The 20,773-nt window shown below is 41.3% G+C and carries 20 protein-coding genes and 1 other annotated feature; of the genes, 16 read left to right on the forward strand and 4 right to left on the reverse strand.

Annotated features, from left to right (window positions below; genetic code table 11):
• A complete protein-coding gene (locus KJS58_RS08045) occupies positions 1 to 498 on the reverse strand; it encodes a cation:proton antiporter regulatory subunit (RefSeq protein WP_213532030.1) in 498 nt (165 codons plus the stop codon).
• Positions 499 to 580: 82 nt separating this feature from the next.
• Positions 581 to 949 carry a hypothetical protein gene (locus tag KJS58_RS08050; protein WP_213532031.1) on the reverse strand — a complete coding sequence of 123 codons (369 nt, stop codon included), beginning with the start codon at positions 947 to 949 and terminating at the stop codon, positions 581 to 583.
• Between the two features lie 174 nt (positions 950 to 1,123).
• Here KJS58_RS08050 and KJS58_RS08055 point away from each other — a divergent pair, with 174 nt between their 5' ends.
• The 16 genes from KJS58_RS08055 to KJS58_RS08130 all read left to right on the forward strand — a co-directional run bounded on the left by KJS58_RS08055 (position 1,124) and on the right by KJS58_RS08130 (position 18,674).
• On the forward strand, positions 1,124 to 2,059 hold the full coding sequence (locus KJS58_RS08055) for a putative sporulation protein YtxC (protein WP_213532032.1): 936 nt from the start codon (positions 1,124 to 1,126) through the stop codon (positions 2,057 to 2,059).
• A 9-nt stretch (positions 2,060 to 2,068) separates the two neighbouring features.
• Positions 2,069 to 2,337: a binding site (T-box leader), on the forward strand.
• A gap of 79 nt (positions 2,338 to 2,416) precedes the next feature.
• Positions 2,417 to 4,354 carry a threonine--tRNA ligase gene (thrS, locus tag KJS58_RS08060; protein WP_213532033.1) on the forward strand — a complete coding sequence of 646 codons (1,938 nt, stop codon included), beginning with the start codon at positions 2,417 to 2,419 and terminating at the stop codon, positions 4,352 to 4,354.
• Between the two features lie 80 nt (positions 4,355 to 4,434).
• Positions 4,435 to 5,007, forward strand: a complete 573-nt coding sequence (locus KJS58_RS08065; RefSeq protein ID WP_213532034.1) for a 3D domain-containing protein — start codon at positions 4,435 to 4,437, stop codon at positions 5,005 to 5,007.
• A 161-nt stretch (positions 5,008 to 5,168) separates the two neighbouring features.
• Positions 5,169 to 5,411, forward strand: coding sequence for a hypothetical protein (locus KJS58_RS08070; RefSeq protein ID WP_249717029.1), 243 nt, complete (start codon positions 5,169 to 5,171; stop codon positions 5,409 to 5,411).
• A 195-nt stretch (positions 5,412 to 5,606) separates the two neighbouring features.
• The gene (gene liaF / locus KJS58_RS08075; protein ID WP_213532035.1) at positions 5,607 to 6,521 is read left to right on the forward strand and encodes a cell wall-active antibiotics response protein LiaF; all 915 of its coding nucleotides are present in this window, start codon (positions 5,607 to 5,609) and stop codon (positions 6,519 to 6,521) included.
• Between the two features lie 4 nt (positions 6,522 to 6,525).
• The gene (locus KJS58_RS08080) at positions 6,526 to 7,551 is read left to right on the forward strand and encodes a sensor histidine kinase (protein WP_213532036.1); all 1,026 of its coding nucleotides are present in this window, start codon (positions 6,526 to 6,528) and stop codon (positions 7,549 to 7,551) included.
• 65 nt (positions 7,552 to 7,616) lie between these two features.
• Positions 7,617 to 8,252: a response regulator gene (locus tag KJS58_RS08085; RefSeq protein ID WP_213532240.1), complete on the forward strand. Its 636-nt coding sequence runs from the start codon at positions 7,617 to 7,619 to the stop codon at positions 8,250 to 8,252.
• Positions 8,253 to 8,394: 142 nt separating this feature from the next.
• Positions 8,395 to 10,029, forward strand: a complete 1,635-nt coding sequence (locus KJS58_RS08090; protein ID WP_213532037.1) for a S1C family serine protease — start codon at positions 8,395 to 8,397, stop codon at positions 10,027 to 10,029.
• A gap of 210 nt (positions 10,030 to 10,239) precedes the next feature.
• Entirely contained in the window at positions 10,240 to 10,929 is a 690-nt protein-coding gene (locus tag KJS58_RS08095) for a response regulator transcription factor (protein ID WP_213532038.1), read from the forward strand.
• A gap of 1 nt (position 10,930) precedes the next feature.
• Positions 10,931 to 12,415: a sensor histidine kinase gene (locus KJS58_RS08100; protein ID WP_213532039.1), complete on the forward strand. Its 1,485-nt coding sequence runs from the start codon at positions 10,931 to 10,933 to the stop codon at positions 12,413 to 12,415.
• A 40-nt stretch (positions 12,416 to 12,455) separates the two neighbouring features.
• Positions 12,456 to 13,403 carry a 4-hydroxy-3-methylbut-2-enyl diphosphate reductase gene (locus tag KJS58_RS08105; RefSeq protein ID WP_213532040.1) on the forward strand — a complete coding sequence of 316 codons (948 nt, stop codon included), beginning with the start codon at positions 12,456 to 12,458 and terminating at the stop codon, positions 13,401 to 13,403.
• Between the two features lie 269 nt (positions 13,404 to 13,672).
• Positions 13,673 to 14,722 carry a 3-deoxy-7-phosphoheptulonate synthase gene (gene aroF / locus KJS58_RS08110; protein WP_213532041.1) on the forward strand — a complete coding sequence of 350 codons (1,050 nt, stop codon included), beginning with the start codon at positions 13,673 to 13,675 and terminating at the stop codon, positions 14,720 to 14,722.
• A 247-nt stretch (positions 14,723 to 14,969) separates the two neighbouring features.
• Complete coding sequence (glnA, locus tag KJS58_RS08115; protein WP_213532042.1) at positions 14,970 to 16,394, forward strand: type I glutamate--ammonia ligase; 1,425 nt, start codon at positions 14,970 to 14,972, stop codon at positions 16,392 to 16,394.
• Positions 16,395 to 16,594: 200 nt separating this feature from the next.
• Positions 16,595 to 17,683, forward strand: a complete 1,089-nt coding sequence (gene serC, locus KJS58_RS08120) for a 3-phosphoserine/phosphohydroxythreonine transaminase (RefSeq protein WP_213532241.1) — start codon at positions 16,595 to 16,597, stop codon at positions 17,681 to 17,683.
• A 114-nt stretch (positions 17,684 to 17,797) separates the two neighbouring features.
• Positions 17,798 to 18,262: a tRNA (uridine(34)/cytosine(34)/5-carboxymethylaminomethyluridine(34)-2'-O)-methyltransferase TrmL gene (trmL, locus tag KJS58_RS08125; RefSeq protein ID WP_213532043.1), complete on the forward strand. Its 465-nt coding sequence runs from the start codon at positions 17,798 to 17,800 to the stop codon at positions 18,260 to 18,262.
• A 157-nt stretch (positions 18,263 to 18,419) separates the two neighbouring features.
• Positions 18,420 to 18,674, forward strand: coding sequence for an AbrB/MazE/SpoVT family DNA-binding domain-containing protein (locus KJS58_RS08130; protein ID WP_160032883.1), 255 nt, complete (start codon positions 18,420 to 18,422; stop codon positions 18,672 to 18,674).
• Between the two features lie 307 nt (positions 18,675 to 18,981).
• Here the strand turns inward: KJS58_RS08130 and KJS58_RS08135 are convergent, their stop codons facing one another.
• Both KJS58_RS08135 and KJS58_RS08140 read right to left on the reverse strand, forming a co-directional pair.
• A complete protein-coding gene (locus KJS58_RS08135) occupies positions 18,982 to 20,049 on the reverse strand; it encodes a phosphodiester glycosidase family protein (protein WP_213532044.1) in 1,068 nt (355 codons plus the stop codon).
• Positions 20,046 to 20,456, reverse strand: coding sequence for a hypothetical protein (locus KJS58_RS08140; protein WP_213532045.1), 411 nt, complete (start codon positions 20,454 to 20,456; stop codon positions 20,046 to 20,048). Before KJS58_RS08140 ends, KJS58_RS08135 begins: the two co-directional genes overlap by 4 nt.
• Between the last annotated feature and the right edge of the window lie 317 nt (positions 20,457 to 20,773).

Raw genomic sequence — 20,773 nt, forward strand, 5'->3', positions numbered from 1 at the left:
TCACCAACTTCCATCCTTTAAGATTTGTTTTAATTTTTGCTGCTGATGTCTTTCTCCGACCGCAACGACTGTCGAGTCTGCTGGAATCTTCACATCAGGACCAGGGCTTACATGTTTATTTTTGTTATTCTTATCGACTACGGCAATAATCGTTGCCCCTGAGTTCTGACGGATATCCAGTTCACCAATGGATTTACCGACACAACTGTAATTTGCATCAATTTTGTACCATTCGATAATAAGATCATCGAGCGTCATCTCCATACGCTCCAGTTGTTTTGGTTTGTATGTCATCCCACCCACGATCGCTGCAAGTTGTCTTGCTTCGTAGTCTTCTAGCGTAATCATTGAAATGCTCTGTTCTGGGTCGTTATATTCAAAGTGATACATTTCACGTCTTCCGTCGTCATGAATCACAATAATAACTTTGTCACCACTACTTGTCGTCGCTTGAAATTTACGTCCGATTCCAGGCAGGTCTGTTTCACGAATTTCCATATAGATTAAATCCCCCTAAAGTTTGTTTATAGCCATGAATCTTTCATAGCAGCGTACATAAAGTGTTTACAATTCGTTTTCTCTATGCACTTACAAACGTGGAGGTGAATTTAACGGGTTTAAGATAAAGCCGGCGCCTTAAATTGTCATAAAACACCTTGAAAGGCGGCTCGATCATGGGAACCCGAAAGATCATCAGAATGGACAGTATCGTAAAGAGGTATTGCAAAGGGTTAACGGCAGTTAACTTCAGAGGCAACATCGATTTTCGAATCATTGCTTTGGGGTGATGATTCCCCGAGAAATCCATGGGTTCCATGGTTGATTCGTGGGCGAAAATAGAATGTGACCCTGCAGTCGTGTTACCGAGGGTGGGGATTTGATAGGAAAAAATCACAAATAAACATAGAAAAATCAGTAAGAAACGCTGAATCCAATTCTCTTTTTTCATCCCATCCCCCTCTCTGCAAGATACTGTTACTAAAATAATAACACAAATTTGTTCGGACTCCAAATCCGTTTTTCTTCTTACTATCCTGAGAATACATGTCATTCTTTCCATTAAGCCGCTTCGTATATCCCCTTCGACCGGACCATATAATATTTAGAGAAGGGAGTGGGTCTTGTGGAATTGTTCGCGGTATGGACAGAAGTAAATAGCCAATCAGCAGAAGATTGCTTTTATCGATTCATCAAAAATAAAACAAAAGGTCTACATATAAGCAAACAAGGCTTTCGATTTTCCTATAGGAAATATGAAGGCAAGGCAGCATGGATATGTAAAGGAACGGAAAGTCACCCCGGTTTTAAGGAAGGTTTACCTCGGATGTATCAGATTATGGCTGCAGGTATAGCTGATTACATTCTTGATCAAAAAGAAGAGGAGCAGCTCGACCAGATCCTGAAGCGTGAATGTGTAAATATGGATTCTGAGGAACTTTCGCGGGTCAAAATCATATGTGAACCGCTGCTGAGATCAAGATTCGAAACGGAGCAGGGGACGAGAGAACGAAGGCATGCCAAGCTAACTGAAGGGCTTATACAGGGGATGAAAGAAATACCTATAATTCATCTTGATGGAGTCCTGCGATTTCGGATGCAGAGTTATAAGAAAGAACTTCATGAAATTGTGGAATATGCATTGGATGAATTTTATATGGATCGGCAATATGAGGAGTTTATGAGTCTTTTGAAATATTTTGTTTATTTCCAGGAGACGAAGGTGCCTCTCGTGCATGTCGTGCATAAAGATCAACACGAATTTGTATTGTATGATGAGTACATGCGGCCAATGGTATTGCCTCCAGATGAAAGTGTCATTATGGAAATGCCAGGTATAGAACTTGAAATGGAAGTCGAAGATATGATTATCAGCAGGCTGATCTCCATTTCGCCTAAGAAAATGAAACTGCATACACAGACCCAAGATTTTCCGGTTATTCGATCCATCACACAGATTTTTGAAGATCGAGTGGAAATTTGCCATAATTGCAGACATTGCCGTAAGGTGAAAGAAACGGGGCAGCTGGCGCTTGACGAAGAGGAATCTTTGGAATTATAATAACTGGTATTAAAAGCAATGACAAAGACATGAGCCGTAGAGACTGGGCCGTACAGAGAGAAGAAACCTGGCTGTAATTTCTTCCGGATACCAACTGCGACTTACCCCTTTGTAGCTGTGGTTTAGAACGCTTGCATTTATGCAGACAAGTAAGAACCGCCGGATTCATGCCCGTTATCTTGCATGCTTCAATGAGGGTTGTCCTGTGATGTACAGTAGTGCATGATAAGAGACAACTGAATTAGGGTGGAACCACGAGTATTACACTCGTCCCTTTGCCGGGACGGGTGTTTTTTGCGTCTGCAATAAACATAGCATCGTTCCCCGGCATCCAAAAGGATAAAGGAGGAAATAACAATGGCAGTAAGTATTAAATTACCAGATGGTTCTGTTCGCGAATATGAGAACGGAGCTAGTATCCTTGATGTGGCTGCTTCGATTAGCAGTGGACTCAAAAAAAATGCACTTGCAGGTAAAATGGATGGGATTGTTGTAGATCTTTCTACTCCACTTCGTGAAGGTGCACTTGTTGAAATTGTAACTTATGATTCACCTGAAGGGCTTGAGGTGCTTCGCCATAGTACAGCGCATTTGCTGGCACAAGCCGTAAAACGCCTGTTTGGCAACAAAGAAGTCTTCTTGGGTGTAGGACCTGTGATTGAAGATGGCTTCTATTATGATATGGATCTTGAACATGCACTGAATCCAGAAGATCTGCAAAAGATCGAGAAAGAAATGGAACGGATCGTAAATGAAAACCTGCCTATCGTTCGTAAAGAAGTGAGCAGAGAAGAAGCCATTCGTATTTTTGAAGAAGTTCAAGACCCTTATAAGCTGGAACTCATTCGTGACTTGCCAGAAGACAGCATTATTTCTATCTATGAGCAAGGCGAATTCTTCGACCTTTGCCGTGGACCGCACGTCCCATCCACTGGGAAAATTAAAGTATTTAAGCTGATGAACGTAGCCGGCGCATACTGGCGCGGAGACAGCAAAAATAAAATGCTTCAACGGGTATACGGAACTGCATTTGCTAAAAAAGCACAGCTGGAAGAACATCTTCACTACTTGGAAGAAGCAAAAAAACGGGATCACCGTAAACTTGGTAAAGAACTTAACATGTTTACTTTTTCTCAGCTCGTAGGCCAAGGACTTCCTATTTGGCTTCCAAATGGGGCGAAACTGCGTCGTACTTTAGAGCGTTATATTGTAGACCTCGAAGAAAGTCTTGGTTACAAACATGTATATACTCCTGTTCTAGGCAATGTGGAACTGTACAAAACTTCTGGACATTTAGAGCACTATGAAGAAGATATGTTCCCAAGAATGGTACTCGATAATGAAGAACTTGTACTTCGTCCAATGAACTGTCCTCACCATATGATGGTATATAAGAGTGAAATGCACAGCTATCGTGATTTGCCGGTTCGTATTGCAGAGCTTGGTATGCAGCACCGTTATGAAATGTCAGGAGCACTGACAGGTTTACATCGTGTTCGTGCGATGACTCTAAACGATTCTCATATTTTCTGCCGTCCGGATCAGATCAAAGAAGAGTTTGCTCGTGTTATTGAGCTGATCATGATTGCTTATAAAGATTTTGGCATTCACGACTACCGCTTCCGTCTGTCTTATCGCGATCCTCAGGATACTGAGAAATACTTCCCGAATGATGAAATGTGGGAAATGTCCCAGCGCATGTTGAAGGAAGTAGTAGAAAGTCTGGATATGCCGTTCTATGAAGCTGAAGGGGAAGCTGCTTTCTATGGTCCTAAACTGGATGTTCAGGTAAAAACTGCACTGGGTAAAGAAGAGACATTATCAACTGTTCAGCTCGACTTCTTGCTTCCAGAGCGTTTTGAACTGGAGTATGTAGGAGACGATGGACAAAAACACCGTCCGGTTGTTATCCACCGCGGTATTTTGGGAACTATGGAGCGTTTCACTGCATTCTTGCTCGAAAATTATGCAGGTAATTTGCCGCTTTGGCTGTCTCCAGTTCAAGCAAAAGTAATTCCTGTATCGGTTCATTTTGAGAAGTACGCTCGTGAAGTGGAAGAACAGCTTAGACGCGGCGGTATCACAGTAGAAGCAGATCTGCGTAATGAGAAACTTGGCTATAAAATTCGTGAAGCTCAGCTAGAGAAAATTCCTTATATGTTCATCGTTGGGGAAAATGAAATGAATGACGGCAGTGTCTCCATCCGTAAACGTGGTGAAGGAGATTTAGGAGCTAAGCCTTTGGCTGAGGTAGTACAAATGTTGCAAGAAGAAATTCGTACACACCAAGTCTAAAAAGGATTTAAATAGAGATGGATGAATATATCGTGTGTTTTATGGGGACTCTCTGCTAGAGAAAGGGAGGAATTAAACCTATGATACACCGAGTGATTCGGCGATGTTCTTCAGCTGTTTTGCTGATGATGCTGATTTGTTTTTCTAGTAATGACTTAGCTATTGCCTTTCATGTACAACGAAGTGAGCCGGATGAAGCAAGAGAAGTGCTCGCTCCGCCAACGGAACAGGTGGTCGGGACCGTCAATGTAACGGCAACGGGTTATACTGCGGGATATGAATCAACAGGAAAAGGACCGAATCATCCACTATATGGCATCACTTATTCGGGTGTAAAAGTACACCGGAATAAACAAGGGGTTTCGACCATTGCCGCAGACCCTTCCTTATTCCCTCTCGGAACGGTACTTTATATACCTGGGTACGGATATGGAATTGTAGCTGATACAGGATCTGCTATTAAGGGCTCCAAGATTGATCTGTATTTTCCAACGATTAAGGCGGTATACAGCGAGTGGGGCAAAAAAGATGTGCAGGTTCAAGTAATCAAGCTAGGGAAAGGGAAATGTACGGAACAAATGCTAGAGCAGCTCGGAGATGCGATCATGGTCAATCAGAGCATTCCGGATGCCTTGCTGAATGAAGAAATATAATTATGATTAAAGAGCTTGCTTGGGTAGTCATCCTACCCAGGCAAGCTCTTTTCTTTTTTTGAATAAGAAACAGCAAATCCTCACATAATACGGACTGAGGTAAGCAATACCTCAGGTGAAGCAAGTGACCTACACTTGCAGGAGAGGGAGGTGAATCTGACATGAAAAAAATGAATTCTCAAAGTACGCAAAGTTCCCAAGGTTTCCAAACTCCGAATGAGAAATACGATGCTGAGTTTGGTCAAGAAACGGGCTCTGCAGCTGAAAAAGTAAAACAATCTTCAGCAGCTAAAGTACAAGATAACTACCAAACTCCAGATGAAAAGTATGATGCTGAGTTTGGAGTAGAGAACACAGGAATTAAACAACAAAACCAACAAGGCCAACAAGGCCAACAAAAATAATGTAAGATAAATAAACAGACCCTGAAGAATATTCTTCAGGGTCTGTTTATTTATCTCTTCCGCTTTTCTACTCAGTCTCAAGACCGAGTAGAATTTCATTCCTGCGCCGCTCTTCTTATCATACAATCTCGTTTACAATAAGTACATAATTAGCCAAACTAAAGAAAAATGAGAAAAAGAGAGGGTGCACGAAATATGGCAAACCGTTTTATCGGAGCTGTACTGCTCATCGGAATAGGTTTAGTGGTGTTATTTCACATATTGAACGGGGGGGATTTTAGTCTTAGCTATCTCATCTCCACATTTTGGCCAGTCATTTTTTTGTATCTTGGATTCAGTTCCTTGAAAGACAAAAATTGGATAGGCGGTTTAATATTGCTGTATCTTGGCGCACATTTCTTAAGTAATAATCTAGGATATTCTTATTTCTCTTTCCGAGCTCTGTTCCGTTATGCCGTACCTATGGCGTTAATTGGGGGCGGTCTTTATGTACTCTTAAGTCCGAGAAGAAGGGATCGTAAACATGATCAGAGAACAAAAGAAGATGAAGAATATAAGGTTCCTCCTGCACCACCCGTTGAACCAAGTCCGCTTTACTCCGATTTCGATAAACAGTTTGAGCAAAAGTTTGGCTCAACCGTTAAAGACGATGATAACAAGAAGTATGAACAAGCGAGACAGCAGAATCATTATGGAAATAATAACTATAAAGATGTGGATTTTCATGATGCAAAAATAAACAAATCGACTTTCATTGGTGATATTCGCCTCGGAGATGATTATTACGAATTGAAACCAACCAATATATCTCAGTTTATCGGAGATACTGTAATTGATTTAACGAAAGCACAAATTCCCTATGGAGAGACACGAATTCATATCTCTAGCTTTATAGGGGACATTAAAGTCTTTGCTCCTAGAGATATGGAGATTGGGATCATGGTGAATTCCAATTCGTTCATCGGTGACATGGATGTTCTCAGCAATTCAAAACAAGGTTTTATGAGTAATGCGGTCGCAGAAACTCCCGGTTATAGAGAAGCTGGAAAGAAAGTGCGTATTATTATTAGCGTATTTATCGGCGATGTTAAAGTGAATTCGGTAGGTTAACGCGATGAAGATGATATTTCGAACGGTTAAATGGGAGCTATTGTTATTTTTCTTAATGAATAGTGTAGTTACAGTGGGAATTCTCTATAGCGCTTCTCGAACAGGGTATGCAGGGTTAGCTATGCCCCAGACCTGGCTCTACTATCTAGCGCTCATTGTAATTACAACGCTGATTATTGGCTATATTGCTGGACTGCGTGTCCAGCGGAGAATAGATGTGCTGAATCTAAATATGCTGCAAGTAACGAAAGGGAATCTTTCTTCTCGAATTGCTGCTGATGAGGATGCTTCTTTTTCAGGGATATTCCCGCAATTTAATAGGATGATGGATGCCATCGAGGAACGGATGAAATGGGTACAGAGACTGGGAGAACAAGAGGTAATTGAGAAGGAAAAAGCGGCAGAAGCGGCTGTGCTGGAAGAGCGGAGAAGAATGGCCCGAGATTTACATGACACCGTAAGCCAGCAATTATTCGCGATGCACATGTCTGCTTCTGCTCTCCCGTCTTTACTTAAACAGCATCATGAACAAGGCAGTATAGTACTTGAACAACTGATCACGATGTCACAAACTGCTCAAAAGCAGATGAGAGCGCTTATTGCTCAGCTAAGACCTGTAGAACTGGAGAACCGAAGTCTCGAAGAAGCTCTTGACGCCTGGTTTCCGGATTATTGCAGACAAAATGGACTAAAGGGAGTAAAAGAACAAGAGTTTATTGGCGGGATCTCTGAAGCCATCGAACATCAAATGTTTCTTATTATTCAAGAAGCAATGGCTAATATTGTGAAGCATGCCGGGGCAAGTCTCGTCAGTTTGTCGATACGAGAAGAAGAAAGACGAATTGTATTCAGTGTGAGTGATAATGGCAAAGGTTTTCGTCCGGAAGAAGCAGGAAGGCAAGGTTCTTATGGGCTTATGACAATGAAAGAACGAGCTGAGAAATTAGGAGGAAATGTAGATATAATTGCACACCCGGGAGCAGGAACGACGATAAGAGTGCATATACCTAAGTTTAAAGCTGATTCATAAGAGGAACTTAGTCGGCGGCATATATGGAAGGGGAGATTTAATTGGAACTGGAAAAAACGAAAATTATGATTGTAGATGATCATGATATGGTCAGAATGGGACTAAAAACATACATAAGTTTGGATCCTTCTTTTGAAGTCGTATCGGAAGGTAAAGATGGACATCATGCCTTACATACGTTACAGACCTCTGCCCCCGAACAATTACCCGAACTGATTCTTATGGATTTAATGATGCCTGTAATGAATGGAGTGGAAGCAACAAGAGCCATACTATCTGAATACCCGGACATGAAAATCATTATATTAACTAGTTTTCTTGAGGATCATTTGGTACTCGAAGCGATTGAATCTGGAGCAGTCAGTTATGTGCTTAAAACGATTTCAGCTGAGGAACTTGTTTATGCATTGCAGGGAGCAAAACGGGGGATGCCCGTAATGACAAATGATATTTCTCAAGCGCTTACTCGGGGACTTAGACAAAAAACGGTTCAGGATGACGACTCGGGAATGACGGAAAGGGAGCGAGAAGTTCTGTTGCTCATTGCTGAAGGGAAAACTAATAAGGATATATCGGAAGAACTACATATCAGCATCAAAACCGTCAAAACTCATGTAAGTAATCTGTTAATGAAATGTGAGATGGATGACCGGACACAGCTGGCGATCTATGCTCACCGTAAAGGCTGGGTGAATACATAATAAGATTTTTTTTAATTTCAACAATTTTACATGTTTTATCTCCTTTTTAATTGTTTTTAATGTGTATTTAAGGTTTAAAGTACAAAATAAAGACAGTTAAACAATATCCCTTGGAAGCAAGGGGTTTAGGAGGATAAATAAAATGAGCGAGAATAACAATAATCGTTATAACCGTGAAGAGGACGAACGTGAATATAGTAGAAGCGACGAGCAACGTTCTCCTGAGAACACCGGTGAATCTTACTACTACTCATATGGACCATTTCAATCGATTAACTCCGACGGAAAAGAACATAGTTCGAATAATGTAGATGAGGTAGAAGTAACACCACCAGATCCAATTAAACCGGTTCCGACGATGCTCGAACGGAATTCAAGTGGCTTTGCTCGGTCCGGTCATGCGAACACAGGAACAGGCCAAAGTGAAAACAATGGAAATGGCGGAAATCGCAACTGGAATTACAACCAAAAACCGAAGAAATCCAATTTTAAGACAGGGGTTACTTCTTTTTTCGCCGGCATGATTGTTGTATCACTGCTGATGTTCACCGCAGACCGTATGAACTTGTTTACTCCGGACACTGCATTATCGAATAATGGAACAACTCAAAATGGGGCTTCTGATGACAATAACGGTTCGACAAACACAGGTAATTCTGGGGTAACCACTTCACTTCCCGTGGGATCTACAGACATTTCGAGCGTGGTAAGTAAAGTAAGTCCTGCTGTTGTAAAAATTGAAACTTTGTCTAAATCAAGTTCCAACAGTTCAAGACAAAACAATTCTTATTACAACGACCCTCTTTATCAATATTTCTTTGGTGGTAATGGCAATAATGGAAGCAGCAATAATAACAGCAATAATGGTTCATCTGAGGATCAACTTGTACCACTTGGGATTGGTTCCGGATTTATCTTTGAAAAAGAAGGCTATATTCTTACGAATGAGCATGTGATCTCCGGTGCAGACGTAATTCAAGTTACGCTTGAAGATAATACGAAACCTTACGAAGCAACGCTTCTAGGCAGCAGCAAAGACCTCGACCTTGCCGTTCTGAAAATTGAAGGTGATAACGATTTCCCAGTAGCAACCCTAGGCGACTCGGATAGTATAAAAGTAGGTGAGTGGCTGGTTGCGATCGGAAACCCAGAAGGGTTTGAACATACGGTAACAGCAGGTGTGCTAAGTGCGAAAGATCGTACAATTACGATCAATGATGAAGATACTGGCCAACCTAATGAATATAAAAATTTGCTCCAAACCGATGCGTCAATTAACCCAGGTAACTCCGGTGGTCCTTTGCTTAACTTAAAGGGCGAAGTCATCGGTATGAATGTGGCAGTGAGTGCAGATGCACAAGGAATTGGATTTGCGATCCCATCTTCTGTTATTCAGGAAGTCGTAGATAAACTGAAAAACAATGAAGAAATCCCGAAAGAACCAGAACCATTTATTGGTGCATCTCTGATGAACTTGACTCCAGAAGTTGCAAAACAAATGGGAACAGAACTCACAGAAGGTTCCGTGGTGACCAATTTAATTTATCAATCCCCGGCGTATACTGCAGATCTTCGTCCTTACGATATTATTACAGGTATTAGCGGTACGAAATATGCGACCGCACAAGATTTGATTGAACAAATACAATCAAAAAATGTGGGCGATGTCATTACACTCAATGTAAATCGTGATGGAAAAGATATCGAAATTAAAGTAACCATTGGTAACAAAAATGATTACAACACGGAGAGCAGTTCACAAAGCGTGCAACCTTAATTCGAGTAGCAGATCGATGGACTGTAGCACAGAAGCGAAGGGAATTAGCCCCCTTCGCTTTTTGCTGCTAGAATGGATGCATGCTTGTACATTGCCTGCTACAATATAAGTAAAATGTGAATCAATTTCATAATACCTTTAGTTACAAATTTATCGTTTTAATAAGTTATGAAATGGATTCAAGTGTATAGAAAAAAAGGAGATGCTGGAGTGCGCTCAACAATATTGGTTATTGATGATGACGAAAAAATCATTTCTATGCTAAGAAGAGGTTTAGCATTTGAAGGTTACGATGTACTAACTGCGGCAAACGGAGCGGAAGGGCTTCAAAAAATGCTGGAGGCCGATCCTGACGTTGTTGTTCTTGATGTTATGATGCCTAAAGTGGATGGTTTTGAAGTATGCAGAAGGGTTCGTGAAGGAGGAAGCAATGTCCCGATTCTAATGCTTACGGCTAAAGATGAGATTGAACAACGAGTCAAGGGACTGGATCTTGGGGCAGACGACTATTTAGTGAAGCCATTTGCGCTTGAAGAATTGCTTGCACGAGTACGAGCTTTGCTTCGTCGTAAAACCGAGACTAGTGGAGAGAGCAGTAATCGGCTCAGTTTTGAAGACATCTTGCTCGATTATGATTCTCGCGAAGTACACCGTGCTGGAGTACGGCTTGATCTGACAGCAAAAGAATTTGAACTCCTATATCTGTTTATGCAAAACCCGAAACGTGTGTTATCAAGAGACTTGATTATGGATAAAATATGGGGATTCGATTATAGCGGAGAATCGAATGTACTTGAGGTTTATATCGCGATGTTGCGTCAAAAAACAGAAGAACATGGAGGAAAACGTGTAATTCAGACCATTCGCGGTGCAGGTTACATTTTGAGAGGAGACTCCTAGTATGTCCATCCGGTTACGGCTAACTTTATGGTATTCAGGCTTGCTCGCTGCCGTACTGCTGCTCTTTGGATCGATCATTTATGCGCTTGTGTATCATTATGCTTACCAGGATGTCGAAAATGAGATTTTGAGGCAAACCAGAAGTCTTAGCAAGAAGATGGCCGTTGTTGTGGTGCCTAACTCCGATTTTACGGAAGAACTTAATTTGTTGTTACCGGAAGAGGCGAATCAACTCGCAGATCTGCAAATCTATGTCCAGCTATATAATTATGAGAATAATAAAGTAGTGACTTCAAAAAACCTGAATAACTTCAATTTTGAAGTACCTGCAACCATAAATGAGGCAATGGAAAATGAAGGATGGAAACGGATGCTCGTGGATAAGACTCCTTTCCTTGTCTATCAATTCCCATTCACCTATACGATTCAAGGAACGACAGAGCAGGTTAGCGGTCTGCTGCAGGTAGGTTCGATTACGGCATCAGAAGATAAATTAATGGATCGTCTGCTTTTTATTTTGGTGTATGTATCCATTATTACGATTATGCTTGCCATGAGTGTAGGGTTGTTTCTGGCCCGTAAGTCGATGCGGCCGCTGGTTCATATTATTAATGCAGCCAATGGCATTCAGTCCGGGAACGATCTTAGTGTACGGATTGAGTACGATGGACCGGAAGATGAAATAGGTAAACTTATAGGAACGGTAAATAAGATGCTTGCTCGTACGGAAGGGTTCTTCAAAGAACTTGAGGATGCTTATGCCGCGCAAAGACGCTTTGTTTCCGACGCATCTCACGAGCTGAGAACACCGCTTACCACGATTCGTGGGAATACCGATTTTCTGAAGAAGCTATGGGATCCCGAGGCGGATGGCAGTAAACAAATGAGTGATGAGATGAGAAAAGAAATCACCTTAGAAGCCATTGATGACATCTCAGATGAAGGAAAACGAATGAGTCGTCTTGTGAATGATATGTTGTCACTAGCGAGAGCTGACACTGGCCAGACCATTGAACTTCATCCGATCCCCTTATCTATTCTTGTGAAGGAAGTAGCGCGCAGGGCGCACCATCTCGAACGGACAGCGGAATGGAATTATGGTGATTTGGAAGTACTGAACGGAGTATATGTGCTTGGAAATAAAGACTATTTGCAGCAAATGTTATTTATCTTTATTGAAAATGCCTTTAAATATACACCGGAGGGAAGCGTAACACTTGATGCAATTATTTATAATGGTCAGGTAGGCCTTAAGATCAGTGATACGGGTATAGGGATGGATAAAGATGAGGTTCCTTATATTTTTGATCGTTTCTATAGGGCAGATGAGTCCCGCGGGGTTACAAAAGGAACAGGCCTTGGCCTATCGATTGCCAAATGGATTATTGAGGAGCATGGCGGTTCTGTAGAAGTCCTGACCAAGCTGAATGAAGGTACGACTTTTATTATATGGCTTCCGTTGGTGTTGGCTCCCCCCCTCGAATAAGGTATACTAAGACTACGTTTAGAAGAAAGCAGGTGGCAACATGGAAGTACTACGAATTTCACCACGTGGATATTGTTATGGTGTGGTAGACGCTATGGTGCTGGCACGACAAGCAGCAAGCAACTTGGATCTGCCAAGACCCATTTATATACTCGGTATGATTGTGCACAACAGTCATGTGACGCATTCTTTTGAAGATGAGGGCATCATTACACTTGATGGACCAAACCGTCTTGAAATATTGAAACAGGTAGACAAAGGTACTGTCATTTTCACTGCACACGGTGTTTCTCCTGAGGTGCGTAAGATTGCGCGGGAGAAAGGACTCACTACGGTGGATGCGACTTGTCCTGATGTAACCAAAACGCATGACCTCATTAGAGAAAAATCTGCTGAGGGTTATCAGATTATTTATATCGGTAAAAAAGGGCATCCCGAACCGGAAGGAGCCATCGGTATTGCTCCAGATTCGGTACATCTCATTGAGAAAGAAGAAGAGATCGAGGCTCTTGATATCCCGAAAGGGAAAATCATTATTACAAATCAGACTACGATGAGTCAGTGGGATATTAAAAACATTATGAAAAAGTTGCTCCAGAAGTTCCCAGGAGCTGAAGTTCATAATGAAATCTGTCTTGCTACTCAGGTGCGTCAAGAGGCGGTTGCAGAACAAGCAGGGCAAGCTGACCTTGTCATTGTGGTAGGCGATCCTCGCAGTAATAACTCCAATCGTCTTGCACAGGTATCTGAGGAGATTGCTGGAGTAACAGCTTACCGGATTTCGGATGTTACCGAAATCAAACAGGAATGGCTCAAAGGCGTCAATAAGGTCGCTGTTACTTCCGGTGCTTCGACACCTACGCCGATTACCAAAGAAGTCATTAATTATCTGGAACAATACGATGCGAATGATCCAACGACGTGGGAGATTCAGCGTACAGTGAATATGAAGAAGTTGCTCCCGCCAGTGAAAAAAGTGAAATCGTAATTTATTTTATATAGAGAAGAAGACCGGGTGAATTGAACCCGGTCTTCTTCTTTTTTTAAGAATGCAAAAAAATCAGCAGATATATCGGTATCAATTTAATATAGAGCGCATAAAGTAAGGAGAGCTTGACGCGAAGTTATAAAACATGTATAGTTGCTTTAACGTATAAAAGCTTAAAAGCGAACAAGCGTTTAAGTGTAATAGTGTGAATAACAACTGAGGTCTCTCATAGAGTATGATTTCACATTCGAAAGGTGGAGAATAATACCATGATCGTTATAACAGGAAACACCACACCGGAAGAACAGATTCAAGATATTATTTCAGCGATTGAAAAGGAAGGACTTCAAGTTCACCTTTCCCGCGGTAATGATCGTACTGTTATTGGACTGATCGGAACTGTTGAACCTAAACTGGCTGAACACTTACGGCAAATGAAAGGTGTAGAGAACGTAGTGAAAATTTCGAAGTCTTACAAACTAGCAAGTCGTGACTTTCATCCTGAAGATACCGTTATTTCTATAAAAGGGGTTAATATAGGCGGCGGTGAGCTTGTCGTAATGGGCGGTCCTTGTGCTGTGGAATCGGCAGAGCAGATCGATGAGATTGCGGGTCTTGTAAAAGCAGCGGGTGGGCAAGTGCTGCGCGGCGGAGCATTTAAACCTCGCACAGGACCTTATAGCTTTCAAGGAGTGGGAGTAGAAGGACTTATTATGATGGCAGAAGCCGGAAAAAAACATGACCTTCTGACTATTACAGAAGTCATGACACCTGAATATGTTGATATTTGTGCGGAATATGCAGATATTCTTCAAGTGGGTACTCGGAACATGCAAAACTTTGATTTGCTGCGGAAACTCGGTACATGTGGTAAACCGGTTCTGCTAAAACGTGGATTTAGTGCAACTTACGATGAACTTCTGAATGCAGCGGAATATATCCTTGCAGGAGGAAATCCAAACGTTATGCTATGTGAACGAGGAATCCGTACGTTTGAGACGTACACTCGAAATACTCTGGATTTGTCAGCTATACCTGTTCTGAAAGACCTTAGCCATTTACCTGTTATCTCTGACCCTAGTCATGGTACAGGGCGCAGAGAGCTTGTAGAACCGATGACAAAGGCTTCTGTGGCTGCAGGAGCAGATGGACTTATTATTGAAATGCATACAGATCCAGACAACTCAATGACAGGCGATGGAGTTCAATCCTTATTCCCAGATCAATTCGCTGGACTCCTTCAAGATCTAGAGAAGCTGGCACCAATCGTTGGTAAATCATTTAGCACAAAAAAAGCGCCTTTGATTCATCAAAGTTGATGTAAGGTTTGATATTTTATGAATAGCCTATAATCTCGTTCTATAGAACGAGGTTATAGGCTATTAGTCTATAATCCTATCAATCCTGCTAGTGTCAGCAATTCTCACACTAGTATAAAAAATACCTGACATAACTATTGACGATGTAAGATTTGGGATTTATACTTACCTCAGTTGAAAATTAGATTGATGAACATTCACAAGGTTATGGGTGTTTAATGTTCGGATAAATTGGGAGGAAGTACACATGTCTGTTGAAAATGTATTGAAAACAATCCAAGAAAACAACATTGAGTGGGTCGATTTTCGTTTTGTAGATTTATCTGGTCGTGCGCATCACATTAGTTTGCCGTCTACCGAAGTAGATGCAGAAACGTTCGTTAATGGAGTAGCATTTGATGGATCTTCCATTCCAGGCTTCCGTGGTATCGAAGAATCTGACATGGTTATGATGCCAGATCCAGCATCCACTTTTATTGATCCATTTACTCAACATCCAACTATTAATATTATGTGTGACATATATACTCCAGATGGTGAGCGTTATGAACGTGACCCGCGCAGTATCGCAGCGAAAGCGGAAGAATATCTACAAAAAACAGGGATCGGTACGCGTGCTAATTTCGCTCCAGAATCAGAATTCTTTATTTTTGATGATGTACGTTATGAAAGTGGAACAAACAGCGCTTCTTTCTTCGTTGATTCCGAAGAAGCTGGATGGAACACCAATCGTAAAGAAGAAGGCGGAAACCTTGGATTTAAAGTCCGCGTAAAAGGTGGATATGTTCCTGTAGCTCCAGTAGATACACAACAAGATATCCGTAGTGAAATGTCTCGTTTGCTTGAAGAAGCAGGCATGCGCGTAGAACGTCATCACCATGAAGTAGCTACAGCAGGTCAAGCCGAGATCAATTTCCGTTTTGACACTCTTACGAAAACAGCAGATAATCTCCTCGCATATAAATACATTGTACATAACACAGCCCGTCAATACGGTAAAACGGCAACGTTTATGCCAAAACCTCTGTTTGGTGATAACGGTAGCGGAATGCACGTTCACCAATCTATCTTTGACGGCGACACTCCACTATTCTATGAAAAAGGCGGATACGCTAACCTTAGTGAAATGGCACTCCATTACATCGGTGGTATTCTATACCATGCTCCAGCATTGATTGCATTAACTAACCCAAGCACGAACTCATTTAAACGTCTTGTACCTGGTTATGAAGCTCCAGTAAACCTTGTATATTCCAAAGGGAACCGCTCTGCAGCAGTACGTATACCAGTCGCAGCAGTAACACCTAAAGGATGTCGTATCGAATTCCGTACTCCGGACTCTACAGCGAATCCATACCTTGCATTTGCAGCAATGCTGATGGCAGGTCTTGATGGAATCAAACGTAAAATCAATCCTACAGAGCTTGGTTACGGACCAGTAGACAAAAATATCTATGAATTGCCTGAAGACGATAAAGCGAACATTCGCAGTGTTCCGACTTCTTTAGAAGAAGCACTGGATGCACTGGCTGCGGATTGTGAATTCTTGACTGAAGGCGGCGTATTTACAAAAGATTTCATCGAAAATTACATTAAAATCAAACGCAGTGAAGCAAAAGCTGTTGCAATTCGTGTTCATCCACACGAATATAGTCTGTATTATGACTGCTAAGTAGCAATAATATTAATTTATATCTTTAAGAACCCTCGGGAATGATATTTCCCGGGGGTTTCATAATATTGTAATATATGTAACGGATATGAGGTATAAATACACTTGAAATCACGAACGTTTATTGCTATCATAGCCATTATCATACGTATCATTAGATGTCATATAAAGATAACAGGGAGAGAAGGGCGGTTTCAATGATGAATAAAAGAGCGTTCAATTTCAATGCAGGACCAGCAGCATTACCATTAGAGGTGCTCGAACGGGCACAGGCAGAACTTGTAGATTATAAGGGTACTGGCATGTCTATAATGGAAATGTCTCATCGTGGAGCGGTATATGAATCAGTACATAATGAGGCTCAGGAGCGTTTGTTATCTCTTCTTGGCAATCCTAAAGGTTATAAAGTATTATTTTTGCAAGGTGGAGCGAGTACACAGTTCGCTATGATCCCTATGAATTTTCTCTCTGCGGGCGTAACAGGTAGTTATGTTAACACAGGCAGCTGGGCTAAGAAAGCTATCTCAGAAGCGAAAATCATTGGTGAGACCCATATTGCTGCTTCTGGTGAAAGCAGTAAGTTTATGAAGCTGCCAGATCTATCAGGAATAGAGATTGCGGAGAACGCAGCTTATCTGCATATGACTTCTAATGAAACGATTGAGGGAACCCAGTTCAAGGATTTCCCAGATACGGGTAATACACCGCTTATCGTAGATATGTCCAGTGATATTTTGAGCAGACCTCTAGATATGAGCAAGTTTGATATGATTTATGCTGGAGCTCAGAAAAATTTAGGGCCGTCAGGGGTTACCGTAGTCATCGCTAAAGAAGAAATGTTGACAGATTCACCAAAAACAATTCCATCTATGCTTCGTTATGATACTTTCTTAGGGAACAATTCACTATATAATACGCCTCCATCCTTTGGAATATATTTAGTAAATGAAGTGCTGAAATGGATTGAAGAACAAGGCGGTCTCGCGCAAGTGGAGAAAGCAAATGAGAAGAAAGCGGGATCAATCTACCAAGTGATTGATGAAAGCCAAGGTTTTTACCTCGGCTGTGTAGATGCTGAGGATCGTTCTAGAATGAACGTAACTTTCCGATTGGCTGATGAAGCACTGGAGAAGGAATTCATTAAACAATCGGAAAAAGAAGGATTTATTGGAATTAAGGGACATCGGAGTGTAGGTGGGCTTCGCGCTTCTATTTATAATGCCGTTCCTTCTGAAAGCGTAAAGGCACTTACAGATTTTATGAAACAATTTCAGAAAATAAATGGTTAATACATGAATTATTAAAAAAAATTCTATTTACCTCCCACAAAAATTTGTGGGAGGCTTTCTTTTATATTATAATTTAATTCTTATACAGTTCATACAAGAGGAGAAATGAGTCAGATGGCATTACACATCGTATTAGTGGAACCCGAGATTCCGGCGAATACCGGCAATATAGCAAGAACTTGTGCTGCAACAGGAACCCATCTTCATCTTGTCCACCCGCTTGGTTTTAACACAGATGACCGAACGTTGAAACGTGCAGGGCTGGACTACTGGCATGCCGTGAATATTGAATATCATGATTCCTTTGAAGAAGTACAGCAGAAATATGCCGGCAGTCGGTTTTTTTATGCAACTACAAAAGCAAAAAATAGGTATTCTGACTTCCAATTTCAGGATGGTGACTTCCTAGTTTTTGGAAAAGAGACAAAAGGGCTTCCTCCGGAATTGATCGCCAAAAATCAGGAAACCTGTATGCGTATGCCAATGTCAGATGCAGTCAGATCTCTCAATTTGTCCAATTCTGCGGCAATAATCGTATATGAGGCGCTAAAACAACTAGATTTCCCTGGAATGGAGTAATTTAGTTCATTTTAGTAACTGTCTTTCCTAATTATGGTAACTAAAATAAAGTTAATAATTTTATTAATTATTGCAGGATTCGACAAAAACGTAGCGAATGTATAAACTATAGTTCTATTGTACCTAGAAATATTTTGAACAGGAGTGTGTACTGTTAATGAAACCTGCTGGAGTAGTGCGAAAAGTAGACCAACTTGGAAGAATTGTGCTTCCTAAATCTTTACGTAAAAGATATCAAATGAATGAGGGAGATCCTGTGGAGATCCTCGTACAAGGTGATCACATCATCCTTGAGCGCTATCGTCCTAAATGTATTTTCTGTGGATCGATGGAAGAAGTAAATGATTTTAAAGATCGTTATATTTGTGCTTCTTGCCTCACAGAAATGACGGGGCTTCAAGAAAACGCCTAATCACCCTGGTGGAGACAGATTGCAGGCGTGATAGATAACTTACGTCTAGTTCTAACAAAAAAAAGCTCACCTCATAGAGGCGAGCTTTTTTTTGTTGTTTCTAAAGACCTTTTGTCTTGTCATCATTATAGGAGGACGTCAAGATTCCTACTGTGTAAAGGACAAGGACTATGGTGATGATCCAGAAAGTCAACGAGAATGACATGTCATCCACCTCCTGTTAATCTCGCAGCCCTTATTATACCTATTTTTCTATAAAAAAGGAATCTTTTCCCTGTTAGAGCGAATCACGAATCATTACATGGATTTATTCATAAAACAAAAAATGAGTAGGTACTTTTCTAAGATTTCCATCGGATGGATCATTTACAACCTTTCCATTCAGAACAAGAGAGGATGAGCCGCCTCCATCAAGGTTATAGGCATCTTGAACTCCAAGGGTATACAATTTATGCTGCAGTTCTTCTAAAGTGGCACCAGAGCTTCCTTTTTCGTTATAACCGTCGATTACGAGAATAAGCAGTTGATCATCTTTATAATTGCCAATGACGGTACGAGGAGCACGGCGCGGTGTGTTTTTCCATTTGGAAGGGATAACCGTCTTTTTGCCATTCTTCATCAGCATAGGGACAAACGTAGCACCAAATACAGGCTCTTGCTGATCTAGGGCATATTTACTGAAATACTTCCCGCCTATGAGTTTCCCCTCTTTATTCATTCCCACAAAAGCGAGATCTTTGATACTCGGATGAAAACCTGTTACGTATTTTCCATCTTGTACTGTTGTGCTGAGCGGATATCTTTTTCCCCCGCTTTCTGCATATCCCCCCGCATTGATTCCGGCCACAGCTCCGCCGCGAAGAACAGCTTGCAGGGTTGTCTGAGAAGATCCAAGCTTATCGTCAAGAGCCATTTGCATGGCGGAAGGATCTTTGAGTTTTATTTTCATCGCAAACCCATGGTAAGTACCAGGATTCACTTTAAAAAGTTCGATGCGGATACGGTCACTATCAACGACTTCGTAAGGCACACCTAATTTTGTCTGAATCCGCCGATTATAGACCGCTTCGGGTTTCTTAGCTTGGGCTGCCGTCATATTCGCAATACTTTGCATGGTTTTACTTGTACTGTTATAAAGTTCGGTTGTTCTTTGAATGGACGAGGATGTACTCTCGGCGAGTGCCTTTGCCGTATCCAGGTCACTTTTAATTCCTTCGGTTGTAGAACGAATATCACTTGAGGGAACATAATGTTCCACCGGTTCTGTAACTTCGATAACAAGGGGCTGCTGAAGTAACAAAAGACAAAGAATGATTCCGACGAACGGTGCTGTCGAAAGCATCAGGAAACGGTTCAATCTTTTAACAGTGATCATTTAAGTAAATCCATTTTCTTCTGGAGCGTGTCCAGCTGTTTTTTGACTTCTCTAAGCTCTGTGTACAACTGATTGCTGTTATCGGATGTGTTACCTGCATTGTCTTTTGTAAAAGTCAGCAGTTCATTAAAAGTCTTAACTTGTTCCTGGATTGCAGCGATTTCAGAACCGATATCTTCCATTTGAAGTTGATATTCTTGTTTGACAGCAGTGAGCTGTTCATTCGTATAGGTTTTCATCTCTACTACCATTTGCTGTTTCAGATAATTGCTATAGGAATAAGCTGCAAAGATGCCAATAGCAATAATAATGATCCATAGGATCAGGAACATGCGGACAGAGCGTTTGTTCTTACTTGCAGTTTGCCTGGTAGGATGGCTTGGTGACTGCTCTGTAGATCGATCCAATTTTCACCACTCCTCGCATTAATCGACTATATTCTATGATTTTCCAGACCTCATTCTATCACGGCCCTATCATTTCCGCAAAAAACGCCTTCTGGGCCAATTTAAACAAAAAGAGATTGCATCGGAAGGAAGTCCTAGGATACAATTTCATATATAGACCAAATTAAGGACTTAAGAGGGATGCAATTTTCGACAATATGTGATCTGTTTAACCATTTATGTATGAGGCTTCCTCTAAACAACGATTGCCGCAACATATGGAATGTAAGTCATAAAATAGGCGATAACATCGATCTAACGATCTTTTAAATATATAT

The organism is Paenibacillus sp. J45TS6, from assembly GCF_018403285.1.
In the GTDB taxonomy this organism is placed as follows: Bacteria; Bacillota; Bacilli; order Paenibacillales; family Paenibacillaceae; genus Paenibacillus.